Here is a 17,976-nt window from a genome sequence, read left to right as displayed (position 1 = left end):
CCGATGGGCACGACCCCGGCCGCGCCTGCGTTCCCGCCGGGCGCGACCCCGGCGACCCCGGCGGCGGATCAGGCTGCGGCCGCTCACACGGGTACCACCCCGGCCGGTGGGATCCCGGCCGCGCGCGGGCTCCCGTCGTCCGACGAGGACCTCGCACCCCAGTACTCCGGCGGCTACGCCGAACCGGCGGCCCCCGGGTACGCCGGCGAGGCCGCCCCCGGCTGGGGCAGCGTCTCCACCGCGGCCCCCACCCTGGTGTCGGGCTCCACCGGCTGGTCCGACCCCGGACCCCTGGGCGACCCCCACGGCACGCCTCCGGCCCCGGAGAGCCCGTACGGTGCGCCCCCTCAGGGCCGGCACCCCGCGGACACCGCCCCCTACGGAGCGAGCACGCAGGGCACGGGTTCCGCGGGCGGAGCCGCGCACGGCGGGCACGACGCGTACGGCACCCCGGGCCCCGGCGAGCACGCCTCCCACTACGACCACCCCGCCCAGCCGGGGCAGCACCCCGGCGGCGAAGCCCCGTACGGTGGCGGCCCCGCCGAGCAGGGGCCCGCCCCGCAGGGGGACGGCGGGGGGAAGACCTGTGTGGCCTGCCGGGCCGGGCGGGTGGACACCGACGGGTACTGCGAGCACTGCGGCCACGCGCAGCCCCGGGAGCGGGACCACCTCGAAGAGGAGCTCGGGAGCGTTGCCGCCGTCAGTGACCGCGGGCTGCGCCACCACCGCAACGAGGACTCCTTCGCCGTCGCGGCGACCGCGCTGCCCGACGGCTCCGCCGCCACCGTGGCCATCGTCTGCGACGGCGTCTCCTCCGCCAGCCGCCCCGACGAGGCCTCCGCGGCGGCCGCCGGAGCCGCCAACGAGGCGCTGCTCGACGCCCTCCCCCGCGGCGCCCACCCCCAGGAGGCCATGCACGAGGCGATCCTGGCGGCGGCCGCCGCCGTGAACGCCCTCGCCCCCGAGGTGCCGGGCGCCCAGAACGCCCCCGCCTGCACCCTGGTCGGCGCCGTGGTCAGCCGCGGCCTGCTGACCATCGGCTGGGTCGGCGACAGCCGTGCGTACTGGGTCCCCGACGACCGCGCCGCCCTGCCCCGCCGCCTCACGGAGGACGACTCCTGGGCCGCCCAGATGGTCGCGGCGGGCCTGATGGGCGAGGCCGAGGCCTACGCCGACGTCCGCGCGCACGCCATCACCGGCTGGCTCGGGGCCGATGCGTACGAGCTGGAACCGCACACCGCCACCTTCAAGCCCGACCACGACGGCGTGGTCGTGGTCTGCACCGACGGGCTGTGGAACTACGCCGAGTCCGCGCGCGACATGGCCCAGGTCCTCCCGCAGGACGCCGCCGTCCGCCCCCTGCACAGTGCGCAGGTCCTGGTGGGGCACGCCCTCGACGGCGGCGGGCACGACAACGTCACCGTGGCCGTCGTCCCCTTCGCGGCGACCCCGGCCACCCCGCCCGCCGGCGCCGTAGGCACCGCCGCCCCGCAGCCCCAGGGCTGATCCCCGTCCTCGAGGAGTAGCGACCGATGGCGAACTTCGCCAAGCCGAGCGCCCCCCGCTTCAGCGTGGAGGTGTACCAGAACGAGTTCCTCGCCGAGGGCGCCCGCGACGTCCACGCGATCGTCACGGTCACCTCCACCGGCGGAGCCACGGCCACCCGGACGGCCGTCGCCCCGGGCGGCGCCGCCGTGGTGATCATGGTCGACTGTTCCGGCTCCATGGAGTACCCGCCCGACAAGATGCGCGGTGCGCGCGAGGCGACGGCCGCCGCCGTCGACACCCTCCGCGACGGCACCGCCTTCGCCGTGATCGCCGGTACCCACGTGGCCAGGGAGGTGTTTCCCCGCCGGGGCCACCTCGCCATCGCCGACGCGACGACCCGCGCCCAGGCCAAGGAGGCCCTGCGCGGCCTCTCCTCCGGCGGCGGCACCGCCATCGGCACCTGGCTGCGCCTCGCCGACGGCCTGCTGCGCGGGTCCACGGCGGCGATCCGGCACGGGATCCTGCTCACCGACGGCCGCAACGAGCACGAGGACCCGGCCGTGCTCCGGGCCACGCTCGACGCCTGCGCGGGCCGTTTCACCTGTGACGCCCGCGGCGTGGGAACCGACTGGGAGGTCAAGGAGGTCACCGGCATCGCGAGCGCGCTGCTCGGCACGGCCGACATCGTGGCCGATCCGGCCCGGCTGAGCGCCGACTTCACGCACATGATGGAAAAGGTCATGGGCAAGGAAGTGGCGGACGTCTCACTGCGCCTGTGGACCCCGGTCGGCGCGGAGATCCTGTACGTCAAGCAGGTCGCCCCCGCCGTGCAGGACCTGACCGGCCGCCGCACGGAGGCGTCCCCGCGGGCCGGGGACTATCCGACGGGTTCCTGGGGCGACGAGTCCCGCGAGTACCACGTGTGCGTACGGGTCCCGGGCGCGGCCGTCGGCCAGGAGATGCTCGCCGCCCGCGCCGCCCTCGTCATGCCGGGGGCTCCCGGCGAGGACCCGGCCGTTCTCGCCCAGGGCCTGGTCCGCGCCGTCTGGACGGACGATCTCGCCGCGTCCACCGCGATCAACCCCCAGGTGGCCCACTACACCGGACAGGCGGAGCTCGCGCAGGCCATCCAGCAGGGTCTGGAGGCCCGCAAACTGGGGGACGTCGGCGGCGCCACGGCCAAGCTCGGCCGGGCCGTGCAGCTGGCGAGCTCCTCGGGCAACGCCGACACCGCGAAGCTGCTCGCGAAGGTGGTGGATGTCGTCGATGCGGCGGCGGGTACTGTGCGACTGAAGGCAAAGGTCGCCGACGCGGACGAGATGACACTAGAAACGCGTTCCACTCAAACCGTTCGAGTGCGAAAATCTTGACGTAAAGCTTGACGCTCTGATCAGCCGCGAACCAGACGCCGATCAGCCGCCGATCAGCCGCACAGAAGAAGCAGCAGAAGCAGACCCTGCCTCGTTGACGCAGGAAGAAGGAGGAAGCGCCGCGATGCCGACCTGCCCGAACGGGCACCAGTCCGCCTCCGACGACTGGTGCGAGGTCTGCGGCCACCGCATGGCCGCCCCTACGGGCACCCCCGGGGCGCCCTCCTACGGCTACGGCTACCCTCCGACCGGCGAGCCGACGGCACAGGCCGAGCTCTGCCCGCAGTGCCGGACCCCGCGCGAGGCCATGGCCCCGTTCTGCGAGGAGTGCCGGTACAACTTCCTGACCCGTACGGCGACCTCGTACGCACCGCTCTCCCCGGACATGCCCCCGCCGCCGCAGCCCCCTTCCCCGGGCGCGCCCGCGGCCCCGCCGGCGTACTCCCAGGACCACTTCGACTACCAGGGCTCGCGGCCCTCCCGGGTCAACCGCCCGGCCGAGCCGCTGCAGCGCGAGGACGACTGGATGCTGCCGCCTCCGGCGCGCCAGGACTTCCAGCAGCCCCCGTACCAGCAGCAGCCGCCGCCCCCGCAGCAGCACCAGCAGCCGCAGCACCAGGCGCCTCAGCAGCACCAGGCACCGCAGCCTCAGCAGCAGCACCAGCCGCCGCAGGCACAGCAGCCTCCGCCGCCGTACTTGCAGCAGCCCTCCCGGACCGGGCAGTACCAGCCGCCCCAGCCGCCCCCGCACCACCAGCAGCCGCAGCAGCAGCAGCAGGCGCCGCAGGCCCACCCGCCCTACCAGCAGCAGCCCTACCAGCCCCAGGGCGGCGGGGCCTGGACCGCGACCATCGGTCCGGACCGCACGTACTTCATGGCGATGATGCAGCGCAGCGGCCCCGAGGCGGCCGGGCTCGACCTGCCCGCGTACTCCCCCGAGCAGCACCTGCCGCTCGCCGGCGGCCAGATCACCATCGGCCGCCGCCGCGCCTCGACGGGCGAGTCCCCCGACATCGACCTCTCGGTGCCCCCGGAGGACCCGGGCGTCTCGCACCAGCACGCGGTGCTCGTCCAGCAGCCGGACGGCAGCTGGGCCGTGGTGGACCAGAACTCCACCAACGGCACCACGATCAACGGCGGCGAGGAGTCGATCCAGCCTTACGTGCCGGTTCCGCTCGCCGACGGCGACCGCGTCCACGTCGGCGCCTGGACGACGATCACCGTCCGGCGCGGCTGAGGTTTCTCGAAACGCGACGAAGGCCCCCGGTGACACCGGGGGCCTTCGTCGCGTTCGGACCGCTGTCGGCCGACCCGGCCCGCCTAGCCGCCGACCAGCGGGTCCCGCGCGCCCCGTCGGCGCCGCACGCTCACGACCACGGCGGCGACCAGCAGCAGGAGCAGCAGAACGGTCAGCGCGAGCGGGAGCAGGGTCCCGGGCATGGCGCCGAAGTACAGGAACGGCAGTCCCGCGAGGAGGACGGCCGGCGCGGTGCGCAGCCGGGCGAACGCGTGGCGTCCGGCCAGCAGCAGTCCGGCGGCCACCGGCACGACGAAGCGCAGCTGGGTGGAGGGGTACACCAGCGGGAGCAGCATCACCGCGCTCGTCAGCACCAGCGTCCACGCCATCACCGCGAGCACTCCGGCCCGCGTGCGGACACGGGGAGCGGGCCTCAGGTCCGGCGGACAGGCCACGGCCACCAGGGCCAGGACGAGCATCGGCCCGGTGGTGAGCGCCGAGAACCCGATGGAGGCGAGACCCATCCGGACCGCACCGGCCGCGAGCACCACGACCGCTCCCGCCAGCACGGTCCAGCTGCCCGCCGCCCAGCGTCCGGCCAGCGCGAGGAACACGCCGCACACCATGGCGAGGTAGGCCGCCACCAACCCCACGAATCCCGGACCGATCCCGTCCAGTGGCACGACGAGGAAGACGTTGCGCATCACTCCGGCCCAGCTCGACGCGGCGGCCCCGACGGCGACCAGGGCGAACGGCGCCAGCGCCGCCAGGAGCCGGCCGGGGCGTCCGGCGGAGCCCAGGCCGAGGCGCATGCGCAGGGCGTGCCCGGCCACGTCGGCCCCTTCCCGCACCCGGGCGGGCGTCCCCGCCCCTCGCGTTGCCTCGTGGTACGCGTCGGCGATCTCGTCACCGAACTCCCGCCGGTATGCGGCGGGATACAGCTTCAGCAGCGCGCTCACGTGCCCACCGCCGTGCCGCCGACGCGGAAGGAGGCGCCGAAGGAGGCCCCTGCCCCACCGAGCCCCAGCCGCCGGGTCGCCTCCTGCGCGGTGCGCGCGAGCCGGGCCGCCTCGGCGGTCAGGACCTCCCGCCCGCGCGGGGCGAGCGCGTAGCTGCGCCGCCTGCGTCCGTCGACCACCTCTTCCTCGTGGACGGCGATGAGTTCTTGTTCCAAGAGCCGCTCCAGGGCACCGTAGAGCGTTCCGGTGCGCATCTTGGTGCGGCCTTCCGAAATCTTCTCGACCTCCTGGGCGATCGCGTATCCGTGCCGCGGGGCATCGGCGATCGCCGTGAGGATCAGCAGGGTCGGCTCGCGAAGAGCTTGATCATTCACACCCGCACCATAGCTCGGCAGCCGACATATGTCGACAGCCGACCTATGCAGGTGCGGGCTCCCCCAGGGGCCACACGTAGGGCCCCTGGGGATCATCGAGCCAGGACCACTGCCCCTCGGGGCCGACCGTCACCCCGAAGCGCTCGCGCGCCGGCCGGCCCTCGCGCCGCCACAGGTCCAGCGCCTCCCGCGGGTGCAGGGCGCCCGAGGTGAGCACGAGCATGAACTGGAACCGCTCGTTCTCCACCAGCTCGTACGGGATCCCCTGCGACATCCCGTACGTGCCCGGCGGCGCGGCCGTGGCCCCGCGCAGGGGCACGAAGTAGGCCGAGGTGTGCAGGAAGCGGCCCTCGGCGAACGCGGCGTCCCGCACCGTGAGCGCGATCAGCCCGGTCGACAGCGGGGCCAGGATCCGGGCCCCGGGCCGGCACTGGCCCAGCCAGGCGGGCGGGATCAGCGGGATCGTGCAGGTCACCAGGATCCGGTCGAAGGGGGCCCGGGCGGGGCAGCCGCGCGCCCCGTCACCGGTGACCACGGTCGGGTGGTAGCCGAGCCGGTCCAGGTGTGCGCGCGCCGACTCGGTGATCTCCTCGTCCAGGTCCACGCTGGTGACCAGGTCGTCGCCGAGCCGGTGGCAGAGCAGGGCCGCGTTGTAGCCGGTGCCCGCGCCGATCTCCAGCACGTGGTCCCCGTCGCGCACGTCCAGGGCCTCCAGCATCTTGGCCATCAGCGAGGGCTGGCTGCTGGAGGAGACCAGTTCGCCGTCGCGCAGCCGGGTGGCGAGCGGGGCGTCGGTGTAGACCCCGCGCAGCCAGCGGGCCCGCTGTTCGGGGTCGGGGTCCTCGGCCCAGAGCCGCTCGTGTCCGGCGCCGCGGCCGGTGTAGTAGTACGGCACGAACACGTGCCGGGGCACGGCGGCGAAGGCCGCCCTCCAGCGCGGATCCTCCAGCGCCCCGGCTGCGGTCAGCTCCCGCACCTGGGCTGCGTGCGCGGTCTCCCGCATGTCGCGTACCTCGGCGTGTGCGCCCATGCCTCCACTGTCCTGCAGACGCCGCCCGGGTGCGACCGCGCTGCGGTCGCAGCGCGGTCGTGCGGGGCAGGGTCCCGGAGGTCCTAGGACCGGGGTCCTCCGTCCGGGCGTCTGAGACGATGGTCGGGTGAATGAGATTCCGCGGGGCACGGTCCAGGAGCAGACCTTCTACGAACTGGTGGGCGGCGAGGACACCTTCCGCCGTCTGGTCCACCGCTTCTACCAGGGGGTCGCCGAGGACCCGCTGCTGCGCCCGATGTACCCGGAGGAGGACCTCGGTCCCGCCGAGGAGCGGTTCGCGCTGTTCCTGATGCAGTACTGGGGCGGCCCGAACACCTACAGCGAGAACCGCGGCCACCCGCGCCTGCGCATGCGGCACGCGCCGTTCCAGGTGGACGCGGCCGCGCACGACGCGTGGCTGGCGCACATGCGGGTGGCGGTGGACGAGCTCGCCCTCGCGCCGGAGCACGAGGCGCAGCTGTGGCGGTACCTGACGTACGCCGCCGCCTCGATGATCAACACCGCGGGCTAGACGGCCCGTGCGCGCCCCGGCCCGTACGCGGCTGGCTAGATCGGGCGGACGAGCAGGGTGCCGAGACCGCCCGGGCGGCGCAGGGCCACGGAACCGTACGGGGTGCGCAGCCGCAGCCAGCCGCCCGAGGCGAACAGGGCCACCGGCTCGGGGGCGCCGGGCTGGGTGGGTGCGGCGGGCACGGTGGACCGTACGGGCCGCAGGAAGCCCAGGGACTGCGCGGCGTGCACGGCGCGCAGCGGAAGTTCGGTGTCCCCCAGCGTGCGGGACCAGATTTCGCGGCCGATGCGGTCGCGCTCGGAGCGGGTCCGGTGCTGCGGGGGCAGGGCCTCGTCGCGGGCCCGGAACTCGGCGACGGCTGCCGCCAGGGCCTTGGCCATCGCCTCGGGACCGGGCAGCCCGGCCACCGGGGTCCAGCCGCCGCGGGGCGGGAGCAGGCCCGCCCAGGGCGGTCCGGTGACGGCCGCGGGGACGACGGCGCCGGCCGGCTCGCCCTCGTCGACGGACTCCAGCAGCTCCCCGGCCGAGACGGTCAGGTCGAGCGGAGCGGAGAGGGGCGCGGCGAGCCGCACCGTACGGACGGCCAGGACGTCGAAGGACGGCGGCCGCCCGAAAACGGCGACCGCGCCACCGCCGGCCTGCGCCTGCAGGCGGACGGCGGCGGCGCGGTCGTAGTGCACCAGCCGGCCCAGGAAGGCGGCGAGGTCCGCCGCCTCCCCGGAGTCGGCGAAGTGCAGCTGCTCGTTCATGCCGCGATGCCCCCGGCGGGAGCGCCGGTCTTCGGCTGTGCCTTCGGCTCGTCCAGGTACTCCTCGAGGAAGAGCTTCTCCTCGGCCGTGATGCGGCGGGGCCGCCCCTCGGCGAGGTTGTAGGGCACGACCACGGTCTCGGCGCGCACGTACACCGTCTCGGGCGCGTCCTCGGTCGCCTCGTCCTTGACCTCGTAGCGGATGGTCAGGGACGCGGCGCCTATCCGGGTCACCCAGGACTCGATGAGCACCGGCTCGTGCCGGTGCACGAGGGGCAGCTTGTAGTCGATCTCGTGACGGGCCACGACGGAACCGCCCGTGAAGGACTCACTGCCCTCCCCCGGCGCGAGGCGGAACATGAAGTCGATCCGCGCCTCCTCCAGATAGCGGAGGAAGACGACGTTGTTGACGTGCCCGAAGGCATCCATGTCCGCCCAGCGGAGGGGGCATCGGTAGTGGTGTCTGGCCATGGCCCGTTTCCTCGGCCCTCAGCCTCGGGTGAGCTTCTTGTAGGTGGCACGGTGCGGACGGGTCGCGTCCGCGCCCAGGCGCTCGATCTTGTTCTTCTCGTAGGACTCGAAGTTGCCTTCGAACCAGTACCACTTGGAGTCGCCCTCGTACGCCAGGATGTGCGTGGCGACCCGGTCCAGGAACCAGCGGTCGTGGGAGATGACCACGGCCGCACCCGGGAATTCGAGGAGCGCGTTCTCGAGCGAGGACAGGGTCTCGACGTCGAGGTCGTTGGTGGGCTCGTCGAGGAGCAGCAGGTTGCCGCCCTCCTTGAGCGTCAGCGCCAGGTTGAGGCGGTTGCGCTCACCACCGGACAGGACGCCGGCCGGCTTCTGCTGGTCCGGGCCCTTGAAGCCGAAGGCGCTGACGTACGCGCGGGACGGCATCTCGACCTGGCCGACGTTGATGTAGTCCAGCTCGTCCGACACGACGGCCCAGAGGGTCTTCTTGGGGTCGATGTTGGCGCGGGACTGGTCGACGTACGAGATCTTGACGGTCTCGCCGACCTTGATGGCGCCGGAGTCCGGCGTCTCCAGGCCCTGGATCATCTTGAAGAGCGTGGTCTTGCCGGCGCCGTTGGGGCCGATGATGCCCACGATGCCGTTGCGCGGCAGCGTGAAGGACAGGTCGTCGATGAGGACCTTGTCACCGAAGGCCTTGGAGAGGTTGTTGACCTCGACCACGATCGAGCCCAGACGCGGGCCCGGCGGGATCTGGATCTCCTCGAAGTCCAGCTTCCGCATCTTGTCCGCCTCGGCGGCCATCTCCTCGTAGCGGGCGAGGCGGGCCTTGGACTTGGTCTGACGGCCCTTGGCGTTGGAGCGGACCCACTCCAGCTCTTCCTTGAGGCGCTTCTGGCGCTTCTCGTCCTTGCGGCCCTCGACCTTGAGACGGGTGGCCTTCTTCTCCAGGTACGTGGAGTAGTTGCCCTCGTAGGCGATGGCGCGGCCGCGGTCGAGCTCCAGGATCCACTCGGCGACGTTGTTCAGGAAGTACCGGTCGTGGGTCACGGCGATGACGCAGCCCTTGTACTGCGAAAGGTGCTGCTCCAGCCAGTTCACCGACTCGGCGTCGAGGTGGTTGGTGGGCTCGTCGAGGAGGAGCAGGTCCGGGGCCTCGATCAGCAGCTTGCAGAGCGCGACGCGGCGCTTCTCGCCACCGGAGAGGTTGGTGACGGGCCAGTCGCCGGGCGGGCAGCCCAGGGCGTCCATGGCCTGCTCCAGCTGGGCGTCGAGGTCCCAGGCGTTGGTGTGGTCCAGGATCTCCTGGAGCTTGCCCATCTCGTCCATGAGCGCGTCGGTGTAATCGGTCGCCATTTCCTCGGCGACCTCGTTGAAGCGCTTCAGCTTGGCCATGATGTCGGCCGCGCCGTCCTGGACGTTCTCCAGGACCGTCTTGGACTCGTCGAGCTTGGGCTCCTGCATGAGGATGCCGACGGTGAAGCCGGGAGACAGGAAGGCGTCGCCGTTGGACGGCTGCTCCAGCCCCGCCATGATCTTGAGGACGGTGGACTTACCGGCACCGTTCGGGCCGACCACACCGATCTTCGCGCCGGGCAGGAAGTTCAGGGTGACGTCATCAAGAATCACCTTGTCGCCGTGCGCCTTGCGCGTCTTGCGCATGGTGTAGATGAACTCAGCCAAGAGAAACCGTCCGGCAGATCGATGGGTGGGCAGATACACCCCATCTTGCCTGACGTCCATCCCCGGGGGGAAACCCGTTCGGCCCCGAGGCCACCCGACCGGTGCCTCCGAAAGCCCCCCGAGGCCTTGTCCCGCACGGCAAGATGCCACCGAGGAGGGCGCGGCCGGGGGGCTGCGGCCGAGGTGGGGGGACGTATGGACAGCGGACTGATCGCGCTCGGCGCGGCCGTGGTCGGTGTGGCCGGGACGTTGCTGGCGACGGTGCTTTCGCAGCGGATGCTGGCGCGGGTGCAGGCGGCGCAGTTCGAGCGGGAGCAACGGGTCGCGCAGCTGGGGTGGGCCCGGGAGCAGCAGCTGGCGGAGCGCGACCGCAGGCGGGAGTGCTACGCGGCGACGAACGCCGCGTACCGGCGCTACCGGATCGCGCTCATGTCCTTCCTCTGGCTCGTCCACAACGCGCAGGACGATCCTCCAGTGCCGCCCGCACCCGCACGGGCGGCACTGGAGGAGGCCCGGGGAGGCCATCACGCCGCCTTTGCGGAGGCACAGATGATCGCCTCCGCCGCCGTCCTTGCGGAGCTGGACTCGATGACCCGGGGCATGGCGGGGGCCTACGCCCGCACGATGCGGCTGGCAGAGGGCGCTCCGGGCCCTGACTGCTCCTTCGAGGAGATCCACGCCGAGCTGCTCAGGCTCACGGAGCGCTCGGACGTGATGCGGGGCGCCATGCGTGCGGATCTCGGCATGGTCTGAGCGGGCACGGCGCCGGGCCCCGGGCGACATGGATTCCCGGGCGACACGGGTTTCCGGGCGACACGGGTTTCCGGGCGGGGCTCAGCGGGGGCGGTAGACGGTGAGGGCGTCCGGGAGGTCGTCCAGGACCAGGGCGGTGGGGGCCTGGGCGTACTCGCCGTCGTAGGCGAGCGGGGTGCCGGCGGGAATGTCGCTCACGCGCAGGCTGCGCAGCCGGGTGGCGACGTGGACCGGGGAGCGGGTCAGCGGGCCCGCGAAGGCGGCGGCGAGCAGGCGGGGGCCGGGGCGGCCGCCGCCGTGGACCAGGCGGACGTCGAGCAGGCCCTCGCCGAGGCTCTTGCGGGAGCGGGGCGCCGGACCCGTGCCCTGGTAGGTGCCGTTGCCCGCGAAGAGCAGCCAGACGCTGCGCGGCTTCCCGGCGAGCTTGAGCCGTACGGGGCGCTCCGCGCGCAGCACCCGGTACGCCGCCAGCAGGGCGGCGGGGCCGCCGCCGATCCGGGGGGCCCAGCGGAGCCGGTGGCCGAGCAGCTCCGGGTAGGCCCCGATGCTGAAGTTGTTCAGGAAGTACCCGGCCCTGGTGTCCTCGGGGTCCGGGCCGGGACCCGGGGTGAAGCGGCCGACGCCGATGTGGACCGCGTGACCGGCCGCCACGGCCCGGCAGGTGTCTTCGGCTCCCGCGAGGCCGAGGTCGAGCGCGAAGTGGTTGAGCGTGCCGCCGGGGAACACCGCCAGGGGGATCCCGGCGCGCAGCGCGGCGGTGGCGGCGGCGTTGACCGTGCCGTCGCCGCCGCACACCCCGAGGACGGTGGCCCGCTCGGCGGCCGAGGCCAGTTCGGCGGTGAGCTCCGGGCCCTCGCACAGGACGAGCTCGGCCTTCGGCAGCCGCTCGCGCAGCAGTACGTCGAGCCCCGCCGTCGCGGCCGTGCCCGACCCGGTGTTGACCACCACCGTGAGCCCGGCTCCGTCGGGCAGCGAGGGCACCCCCGCGGCGGGCCGCTCGTCGCCCGGCGTGATCCGGGCTTCCACGGCGTCCCGGGTGAGGCGGCGCACGACGAACCCGGCCGCCACGCCGAGCGCCGCGCCCGCGAGTACGTCCGAGGGGTAGTGGACCCCCGTGTACACGCGGGAGAAGGCGACGGAGACGGCGACGGGGGCCAGTGCCGCGCCCAGGAGCGGGGACTCCAGCGCCACCCCGGCGGTGAAGGCGAACGCGGACGCGGCGTGCCCCGAGGGGAAGGAGGTGGTACGCGGCTGCGTGCTGAGCTGCCGCGCGGCGGGCACCCCGTCCAGCACCGGGCGCGGCCTGCGCACGGACCATTTGCCGACGGTGTTGATGGTCGCGGAGGCCAGTGCCAGCGACACGGCCCCGCGCACGGCTGCCTTGCGGGCCCCGGCCGAGCCGAGGACGGCGATCCCCGCGGCGGCCCCGCCCCACAGCAGCCCGTGGTTCGCCGCCCGGCCGAGCCGCGGCAGCACCCGGTCGGCCCCGGGCCAGTGCCGCCGGGCCACGACGTCGAAGAGCAGCCGGTCCCCTCGTGCGACCGCGCCCCGCCAGGTCAGTTCTTGATCAGCCATCCCCTGCCTCTACCCGGCCCCTGACATCCGAATCAGTCCCACCCCGGGACGCGCGCTCCGGGCCGGGCATCGGCCCCGTGGTCCCGGGCGGGGTCCGGCCGGGCCCAGCCGGGGAGTGCCGGCTCCCCGGCCCGGTCCTACTCCGGGTCCGGCGTCCGGTCCGGAGCGGGGCCGTCCTCCAGGGGGCGCTTGCGCAGGAGGAGGACGACCAGGCCGCCCAGGACGACCAGGCCCACCGCCAGGGAGGCGATCACCGGGGTGGCCGCCGAGCTGCCGCTGGCGGCCAGCCGCTCCTCGGAGCTGTCCGAGTCCAAGGGCGAGGCGGGTTCCGACAGCGCGCCCAGCGCCGTCATCGCCCCGCCCGACGCCGCCGCCGCGTCGTCGGCCGGCTGAGCGACGGGGAGCCGCGGCCAGGTCGCCTTCGCCGTGGCCACCGCGGCGGACTCGCTGGAGCCGGCCACGATCTGCACCTGCGCCGGGACCCCGCTGGTGAAGACCCGCCCGACCGGCACGCGGGTGGATCCGCGAAGGGTGATCTCGACGCTGCCGTCCGGTGTCCCTTCCGGCACCTCGAAGAACAGCTTCCCCCCGTTGACCGCCGAGGTGACCGGCAGGCCCTGGGCGTCCACCACCCGCACCCCCATGGCCACGGCCGCCGCGTCCGGGGTCACGCTCACGCTCTGCGCACCCGTCCGCACGGTGACCGGCCCGATCCGGGTGCCCAGCGGCCCCGACACCTCGCCGGGATCCACCGCGAGCGACGCCGGCGGTTCGGGCAGCCGGCGCGCCTCCCGCTGCAGGTAGTCGGCCAGCTTCTCCGCCTGCGGGTCGACGGCCTCCACCCGTGCGCCCTCGGCCAGACGCCAGATGGCCACCTGGGTCCCGGCCGCCGCGTTCTCCGCGGTGAGCGCCGCGGCTCCGGCCGCCTTGGCCAGTCCGGCCAGATCGTTCAGCTGGGGGTAGGAGTGCTCCAGCACCCAGCGGATCCGGCCCGCCTCGCCGTTCCCGGCGAGCGGCGTGCCGCTCCAGCCGATCTCCGTGAACCGGGCCTGGGGCTGCGCATCGCCCGCGACGCCGACCCCGTACGTCTGGAGCATGCCGCCGCCGTCGACCCGCATCTCGTACAGTCCCGCCGGGATCTGGCGCGCTGTCCCGTCCGTGCCGCGCAGGACGGCCTGTCCGTACGTCTTCAGCCCGTCCAGGACGGCGCTCGCTCCCTCCGGCGTCCGGGGTGCGGCCGGGCCGGCGTCGGCGGCCGCGATCGCACCCGGCGCCGCGGCCAGCGCGGCGGCGAGCAGGGCCACCGCGATCGGCCGCCGCACGGAGCCCCGTATGGCCGCGGCGGCCGTGGTGCGGGTCGCTGGTGCGTCGCAGGCCTGCCCGGCAGGGGGAAGCGGAGCGCTGCCAGGAGTGCCGACAGGAGCCATGCCCATGGCGGCGGTAGGAGCGGAGGGTGCGGGAACGGCAATCGACACAGTCTTCCCCTTCGGGCCGAAGGCCCAGGTGCCCGTGAGTACCGGGGAATCCTAGCCTCCTCGAACACTCAGACCACCGCCGCCTTCTGAGGGGCCATCAGGGGTACGTCCGTCCTGACCACCCGCCGGAAGGCCGCCGTGCCGCGGTTCAGGTCGTGCCCGATGGCGGTCGCGTCGATGTCGGCCGAGAACCACCGGTTGCCCTCCCCGTCGGGCGGGTCCTCCCGCACCCGCAGCCTTCCGTGGACGACCAGCGGTTCACCGACGGAGACCGATCCGGCGAGGTTCACGGCGAGGCCGCGCCGGGCCCACACCGTGTAGAAGCTCGTGGGCGCGTCCGCCCAGGTCTCCTTCTTCCGGTCGTAGTACCTCGGGGTGACCGCGAAGCGGAACCGGGCCGCCGGGCCGCTCGCCGTGTCCTTGTAGTCGATCTGCGTGGCCACGTAGCCCACCAGCGTCACCTGGGTGTCGTTCATCCCGGCCGCCCTTCCGGGGTCCGGCGGCGCGCTCGACCGCGCACCGCTGCGACCCGCATTCCGTACCCGCCCGGCCCATCCGCGCGGGGTACGACCATGCTGGCCCGGGCGGCCGGAACCCGTCGGCGCCTGTGGACTACTGACGGCTTGTGGACAACTTCGCCACCGTCGCGTACTGCTCGCGCACCTCGCGGTAGCGCAGCAGCTCCGCCGCCACCGGCTCCAGCACCCGGGCCCGGCCGCAGCCTGCCGCCGCCTCGCGCAGCCGCCGCTCCGCGTCCTGCCCGTAGCGTCGCGCCGGACCCCTGGCCCCGATCGAACAGGCCCACTCCACGAGGGGTCCGCCGATGATGCCGGCCACCATCAGCAGGACCGGCGGCATCAGGCTCGGCTCCAGCACCCCGGCGATCTGCCCGACCAGCCACAGCCCGCCGTAGATCTGGAGCAGGGTCATGGCGGCCTGTGCCAGCACCGCCGCCGGCCACCACGAGGGCCGCGGCGGGCGGGTGCTGGGCACCGCGACGGCCGGCCCTAGGGTCACCGCGATCTCGTCCAGCGCCTGGGGGAGCCCTTCGGCGCCGCGGACCGCGGTCTCCCGTACGGCCTGTGCCCAGGGGTCGGGCAGCCCGCGGACCGCCTCGTCGGCGACGGTCCGTACGGCCTGTTCCACCCGCTGGCGGGCCGTCACCTCTTCCTCGACCGGCACTTCGGACGCCATCGGGGAACGCCCGATCGCCGCCAGGGCGGCGAGGCCAGCCAGCGAGCGTGGTGAGCGCCGGCTCTCGTACCACCGCCACAGGCGCAGCCACGGGGTGCCGCAGGCCTTTCCGGCGTTGCGCCGCCAGGCCCGCTCGGCGGCGAGCCCGGCCGCGTACGCCCCGACCGCTTCTGCGAGTCGGTCCTCGAACTCGGCGCGCGCGGTCTCCCCGATCTCCGGCCCGGCGTGGCCGTCGGCCACGTAGAGCGGCCGCAGGCGGGCCGCGGCCTTGTCGACATCGGCGGAGATGCGGCGGGTCGCGGCGCCCTTCTCCTGGGTGAACTGTCCGAGCATCTCGCGCAGTTCCCCGACGCCTTCACCCGTAAGGGCGGAAAGTCCGATGACGGTGGCCCCCGGCTCGCCGTGTTCGCCGAGTGCGATCCCGTCGTCGTCGAGGAGCCGGCGCAGGTCGTCCAGTACGAGATCGGCGGCCTCTCCCGGCAGCCGGTCCACCTGGTTGAGCACGACGAAGGTCACCTCGGCGTGCCCGGCCAGCGGGCGCAGGTAGCGCTCGTGCAGGACGGCGTCCGCGTACTTCTCCGGGTCCACCACCCACACCACCGCGTCGACCAGCGCCAGTACCCGGTCCACGTGGTCGCGGTGGGCTCCGACGGCCGAGTCCAGGTCGGGCAGGTCGACGAGGACCATGCCGCGCAGCACCTCGGCCTCCGAGGTCTCTCGGGGGCGGCGGCGCAGCCGTCCGGGGATCTCCAGCCGGTCCAGCAGTCCCGCGGCGCCGTCGGACCAGCTGCACGCGATGGGCGCGGCGGTCGTCGGCCTGCGCAGCCCGGTCTCGGAGATCTGGACTCCGGCGAGTGAGTTGAAGAGCGTGGACTTGCCGCTTCCGGTGGCTCCGGCGATGGCGACGACCGTGTGCTGCGCCGACAGCCCGCGGCGCGCGGCCGCCTCGTCCAGGACGCGTCCGGCTTCGGCGAGGGTCTTTCCGTCGAGGATCCTGGTCCGGGACAGCCCGATGAGCTGGCGCAGCGCGTCGAGGCGGACCCGCAGGGCCTGCGCCTCGGGGCTGAGCGGGGGCGCGGGGGCCTTGCCGCCGTCGCTTCCGGCGCCGGAAACCGCCCGTACGAGTGCTTCGTCGCCCTCCTCGTCACCGCTCGCGGGCCAGTCGTCCTCGCTGGTCCGGGGGCGCGAGCGGGCGATCAGTCCGTCGTCCCAGCGGTCGTCGGTGCGGTCGGTCAGGGCGGTCACCGCGTCACCTCTCCTTCTGCAGTACGGACAGCGCGGCGATCAGCTCGGCCTGGGGTTCGGGACTCACTTCGAGCGCTTCGATCGGGGCGAGGCGGCGGTCGCGTTCGGCGCGCAGCACCTGGTCGAGGTGCTCGGCGACGAGCTCGCCGCCCCGGTCGCGCAGGCGTACGGCGGCCTGTACTCCGATCCGCTCGGCGAGCTTCTCCCCGGCCGGCCGGGCCCGCTTGCCGCCGAGGAGGGCCGCGACCAGCAGGGCGGCGACCCCGTCGGGGTCGGGCGCGGGCTGCTTGTCGAGCCGCGCGACCTCTTCCTCGGCGAGTTCCTCCAGCACGCGCCGCCAGCGGCGTACGGCCATGCCGATACGTTCCGCCGCCTCCCGGTCGGGGGCCGGCAGGGACACCGCGCCGGCGGCGGGCTCGCGCCGCCAGGCCTCCGCGATGCGTTCGTCGGCGGCGGCGACGGCGCACTGGAGCAGCGCCGCGAGGGATTCCGCGAGGGAGTCGAGCAGTTCGTCGGCGCTGGTGTCGAGGGGGTAGCCGCGCCAGCGGGTCAGTGCGTCCCCGGCGAGTACGGCGCCCCGGTCCAGGCGGCCCCGGACCCGCTTGCCCTCCCGCTTGTAGGCGTCCTCGACGGCGAAGGTCAGCCGTACGGCGGCGGCGTGCTGGGCCGCGACGGCCGAGGCGAGCTCCGGCATCCGGCGCCCGAGGGAGTCGAGCGCGCCGAGTGCGGTGCGCCCGACGGCGTACTGGCGGGCGGCCGGGTCCTGCGCGTGGTGCGCGAGCCAGGCGAACAGCGGGGCCACGGCGCTGGCGGGCAGCAGCCCGCCCCCGCCGGCCGATTCGGGCAGCTCGGGCACCGTGAACCGGGGCACCTCGCCGAGCCCGGCCCGCGTGAGCAGGGCCCCGTACTGGCGGGAGACCTCGGCGAGCACCTGGTGCGGGACCCGGTCGAGGACGGTGACGAGGGTGGCCTTGTACTGCTTGGCGGTGCGCAGGAGGTGCCAGGGCACGGCATCGGCGTACCGCGAGGCGGTGGTGACCATGACCCAGACGTCCGCGGCGCAGATGAGCTGGGCGGCGAGGGTGCGGTTGTCGACCACCAGGGAGTCGATGTCGGGGGCGTCGAGGATGGCGAGGCCGCGGGGCAGGGTGGAGACGGTCTCGATCCGCACCTCGCGGGGGGTGGGCGGGTACCCACGCCCGTGCCGGTCGCCCGGCCGGTGTGCGGACTTGCGGGCGGACACGGGGGTGTCCTCGTCGTCCTGGGGGGCCCAGACCCGCATCAGATCGGGCAGCACCCGCACCCCGGCGAACCAGTGGTGGTCATCCGGATGGCAGACGAGGACGGGGGTGCGCGTCGTGGGCCGGAGCACTCCGGCTTCACTCACTTGGCGCCCCACGAGGGAATTGACGAGGGTGGACTTACCGGCCCCGGTGGACCCGCCGACGACGGCGAGCAGCGGCGCCTCCGGCGCCTTCAGCCGGGGTACGAGGTAGTCGTCGAGCTGCGCGAGCAGCTCCGCTCTGGTCTGGCGGGCGCGGGGGGCGCCGGGCAGGGGCAGCGGCAGACGCACGGACGCGACCCGGTCGCGCAGGGCGGACAGGGCATCGAGCAGCTGAGGCCGAACATCCAAGGTCACCACATGCGAAGAATGCCCAATTTAGGAGCATTTTTGAAGCTTATACGTCCTCTGCGCGCCGAGCGCTACTCCAGCGGCACATCCCGGACACAGCGGACGAGTGGGGCGCAGGCATAACGAGTGCACAACACCCAGGGCGCCACGGCGCAAAAGCGGTGCGAGAATCGCACCTGCCTGCGATTATCGGGACCGCTTCACCGAAC

At 74.0% G+C, this 17,976-nt stretch carries 16 protein-coding genes; 5 read left to right on the top strand and 11 right to left on the bottom strand.

What is annotated here, in order from left to right; all coding sequences use genetic code 11:
* The first annotated feature begins 3 nt into the window (after positions 1–3).
* The 3 genes from ACE1OC_RS26695 to ACE1OC_RS26685 all read left to right on the top strand — a co-directional run bounded on the left by ACE1OC_RS26695 (position 4) and on the right by ACE1OC_RS26685 (position 4,095).
* Positions 4–1,506 carry a PP2C family protein-serine/threonine phosphatase gene (locus tag ACE1OC_RS26695; protein ID WP_407839146.1) on the top strand — a complete coding sequence of 501 codons (1,503 nt, stop codon included), beginning with the start codon at positions 4–6 and terminating at the stop codon, positions 1,504–1,506.
* A 26-nt stretch (positions 1,507–1,532) separates the two neighbouring features.
* Positions 1,533–2,858, top strand: coding sequence for a vWA domain-containing protein (locus ACE1OC_RS26690; RefSeq protein WP_407839145.1), 1,326 nt, complete (start codon positions 1,533–1,535; stop codon positions 2,856–2,858).
* Between the two features lie 124 nt (positions 2,859–2,982).
* Positions 2,983–4,095: an FHA domain-containing protein gene (locus tag ACE1OC_RS26685; protein ID WP_407839144.1), complete on the top strand. Its 1,113-nt coding sequence runs from the start codon at positions 2,983–2,985 to the stop codon at positions 4,093–4,095.
* Positions 4,096–4,178: 83 nt separating this feature from the next.
* On the opposite strand, the gene ACE1OC_RS26680 is transcribed toward ACE1OC_RS26685, so the two are convergent.
* The 3 genes from ACE1OC_RS26680 to ACE1OC_RS26670 are packed head-to-tail and all read right to left on the bottom strand — an operon-like array spanning position 4,179 to position 6,458.
* On the bottom strand, positions 4,179–5,054 hold the full coding sequence (locus ACE1OC_RS26680; RefSeq protein ID WP_407839143.1) for a hypothetical protein: 876 nt from the start codon (positions 5,052–5,054) through the stop codon (positions 4,179–4,181).
* Positions 5,051–5,428 carry a PadR family transcriptional regulator gene (locus ACE1OC_RS26675; protein WP_407839142.1) on the bottom strand — a complete coding sequence of 126 codons (378 nt, stop codon included), beginning with the start codon at positions 5,426–5,428 and terminating at the stop codon, positions 5,051–5,053. Before ACE1OC_RS26675 ends, ACE1OC_RS26680 begins: the two co-directional genes overlap by 4 nt.
* Before the next feature lie 43 nt (positions 5,429–5,471).
* Positions 5,472–6,458 (bottom strand): methyltransferase domain-containing protein, encoded by a 987-nt coding sequence (locus ACE1OC_RS26670; protein ID WP_407839141.1) that lies wholly within the window; start codon positions 6,456–6,458, stop codon positions 5,472–5,474.
* Positions 6,459–6,585: 127 nt separating this feature from the next.
* Between ACE1OC_RS26670 and ACE1OC_RS26665 the strand changes: the two genes are divergently transcribed.
* A complete protein-coding gene (locus ACE1OC_RS26665) occupies positions 6,586–6,990 on the top strand; it encodes a globin (protein WP_382975836.1) in 405 nt (134 codons plus the stop codon).
* 35 nt (positions 6,991–7,025) lie between these two features.
* Here the strand turns inward: ACE1OC_RS26665 and ACE1OC_RS26660 are convergent, their stop codons facing one another.
* The 3 genes from ACE1OC_RS26660 to ettA are packed head-to-tail and all read right to left on the bottom strand — an operon-like array spanning position 7,026 to position 9,892.
* Positions 7,026–7,739, bottom strand: coding sequence for a hypothetical protein (locus ACE1OC_RS26660; RefSeq protein ID WP_407839140.1), 714 nt, complete (start codon positions 7,737–7,739; stop codon positions 7,026–7,028).
* Positions 7,736–8,209 carry an acyl-CoA thioesterase gene (locus ACE1OC_RS26655; RefSeq protein ID WP_407839139.1) on the bottom strand — a complete coding sequence of 158 codons (474 nt, stop codon included), beginning with the start codon at positions 8,207–8,209 and terminating at the stop codon, positions 7,736–7,738. Before ACE1OC_RS26655 ends, ACE1OC_RS26660 begins: the two co-directional genes overlap by 4 nt.
* Positions 8,210–8,227: 18 nt before the next feature.
* Positions 8,228–9,892 carry an energy-dependent translational throttle protein EttA gene (gene ettA, locus ACE1OC_RS26650; protein WP_382975845.1) on the bottom strand — a complete coding sequence of 555 codons (1,665 nt, stop codon included), beginning with the start codon at positions 9,890–9,892 and terminating at the stop codon, positions 8,228–8,230.
* Between the two features lie 195 nt (positions 9,893–10,087).
* Here ettA and ACE1OC_RS26645 point away from each other — a divergent pair, with 195 nt between their 5' ends.
* A complete protein-coding gene (locus ACE1OC_RS26645) occupies positions 10,088–10,645 on the top strand; it encodes a hypothetical protein (RefSeq protein ID WP_407839138.1) in 558 nt (185 codons plus the stop codon).
* An 81-nt stretch (positions 10,646–10,726) separates the two neighbouring features.
* Here the strand turns inward: ACE1OC_RS26645 and ACE1OC_RS26640 are convergent, their stop codons facing one another.
* From ACE1OC_RS26640 to ACE1OC_RS26620, 5 genes are all read right to left on the bottom strand, one after another.
* Positions 10,727–12,220 carry a bifunctional phosphatase PAP2/diacylglycerol kinase family protein gene (locus ACE1OC_RS26640; protein WP_407839137.1) on the bottom strand — a complete coding sequence of 498 codons (1,494 nt, stop codon included), beginning with the start codon at positions 12,218–12,220 and terminating at the stop codon, positions 10,727–10,729.
* 137 nt (positions 12,221–12,357) lie between these two features.
* On the bottom strand, positions 12,358–13,542 hold the full coding sequence (locus ACE1OC_RS26635; RefSeq protein ID WP_407839136.1) for a thioester domain-containing protein: 1,185 nt from the start codon (positions 13,540–13,542) through the stop codon (positions 12,358–12,360).
* Positions 13,543–13,763: 221 nt separating this feature from the next.
* Positions 13,764–14,171 (bottom strand): single-stranded DNA-binding protein, encoded by a 408-nt coding sequence (locus tag ACE1OC_RS26630; protein WP_407839135.1) that lies wholly within the window; start codon positions 14,169–14,171, stop codon positions 13,764–13,766.
* 136 nt (positions 14,172–14,307) lie between these two features.
* The gene (locus tag ACE1OC_RS26625) at positions 14,308–16,134 is read right to left on the bottom strand and encodes a GTPase (RefSeq protein ID WP_407839134.1); all 1,827 of its coding nucleotides are present in this window, start codon (positions 16,132–16,134) and stop codon (positions 14,308–14,310) included.
* A 4-nt stretch (positions 16,135–16,138) separates the two neighbouring features.
* Complete coding sequence (locus ACE1OC_RS26620) at positions 16,139–17,776, bottom strand: dynamin family protein (protein WP_407839133.1); 1,638 nt, start codon at positions 17,774–17,776, stop codon at positions 16,139–16,141.
* Positions 17,777–17,976 lie beyond the last annotated feature (200 nt).

Source organism: Streptomyces stoeckheimensis (assembly GCF_045822005.1).
Classification (GTDB): Bacteria; Actinomycetota; Actinomycetes; order Streptomycetales; family Streptomycetaceae; genus Streptomyces; species Streptomyces stoeckheimensis.
This window is presented reverse-complemented; position numbering and strand designations above follow the sequence as displayed.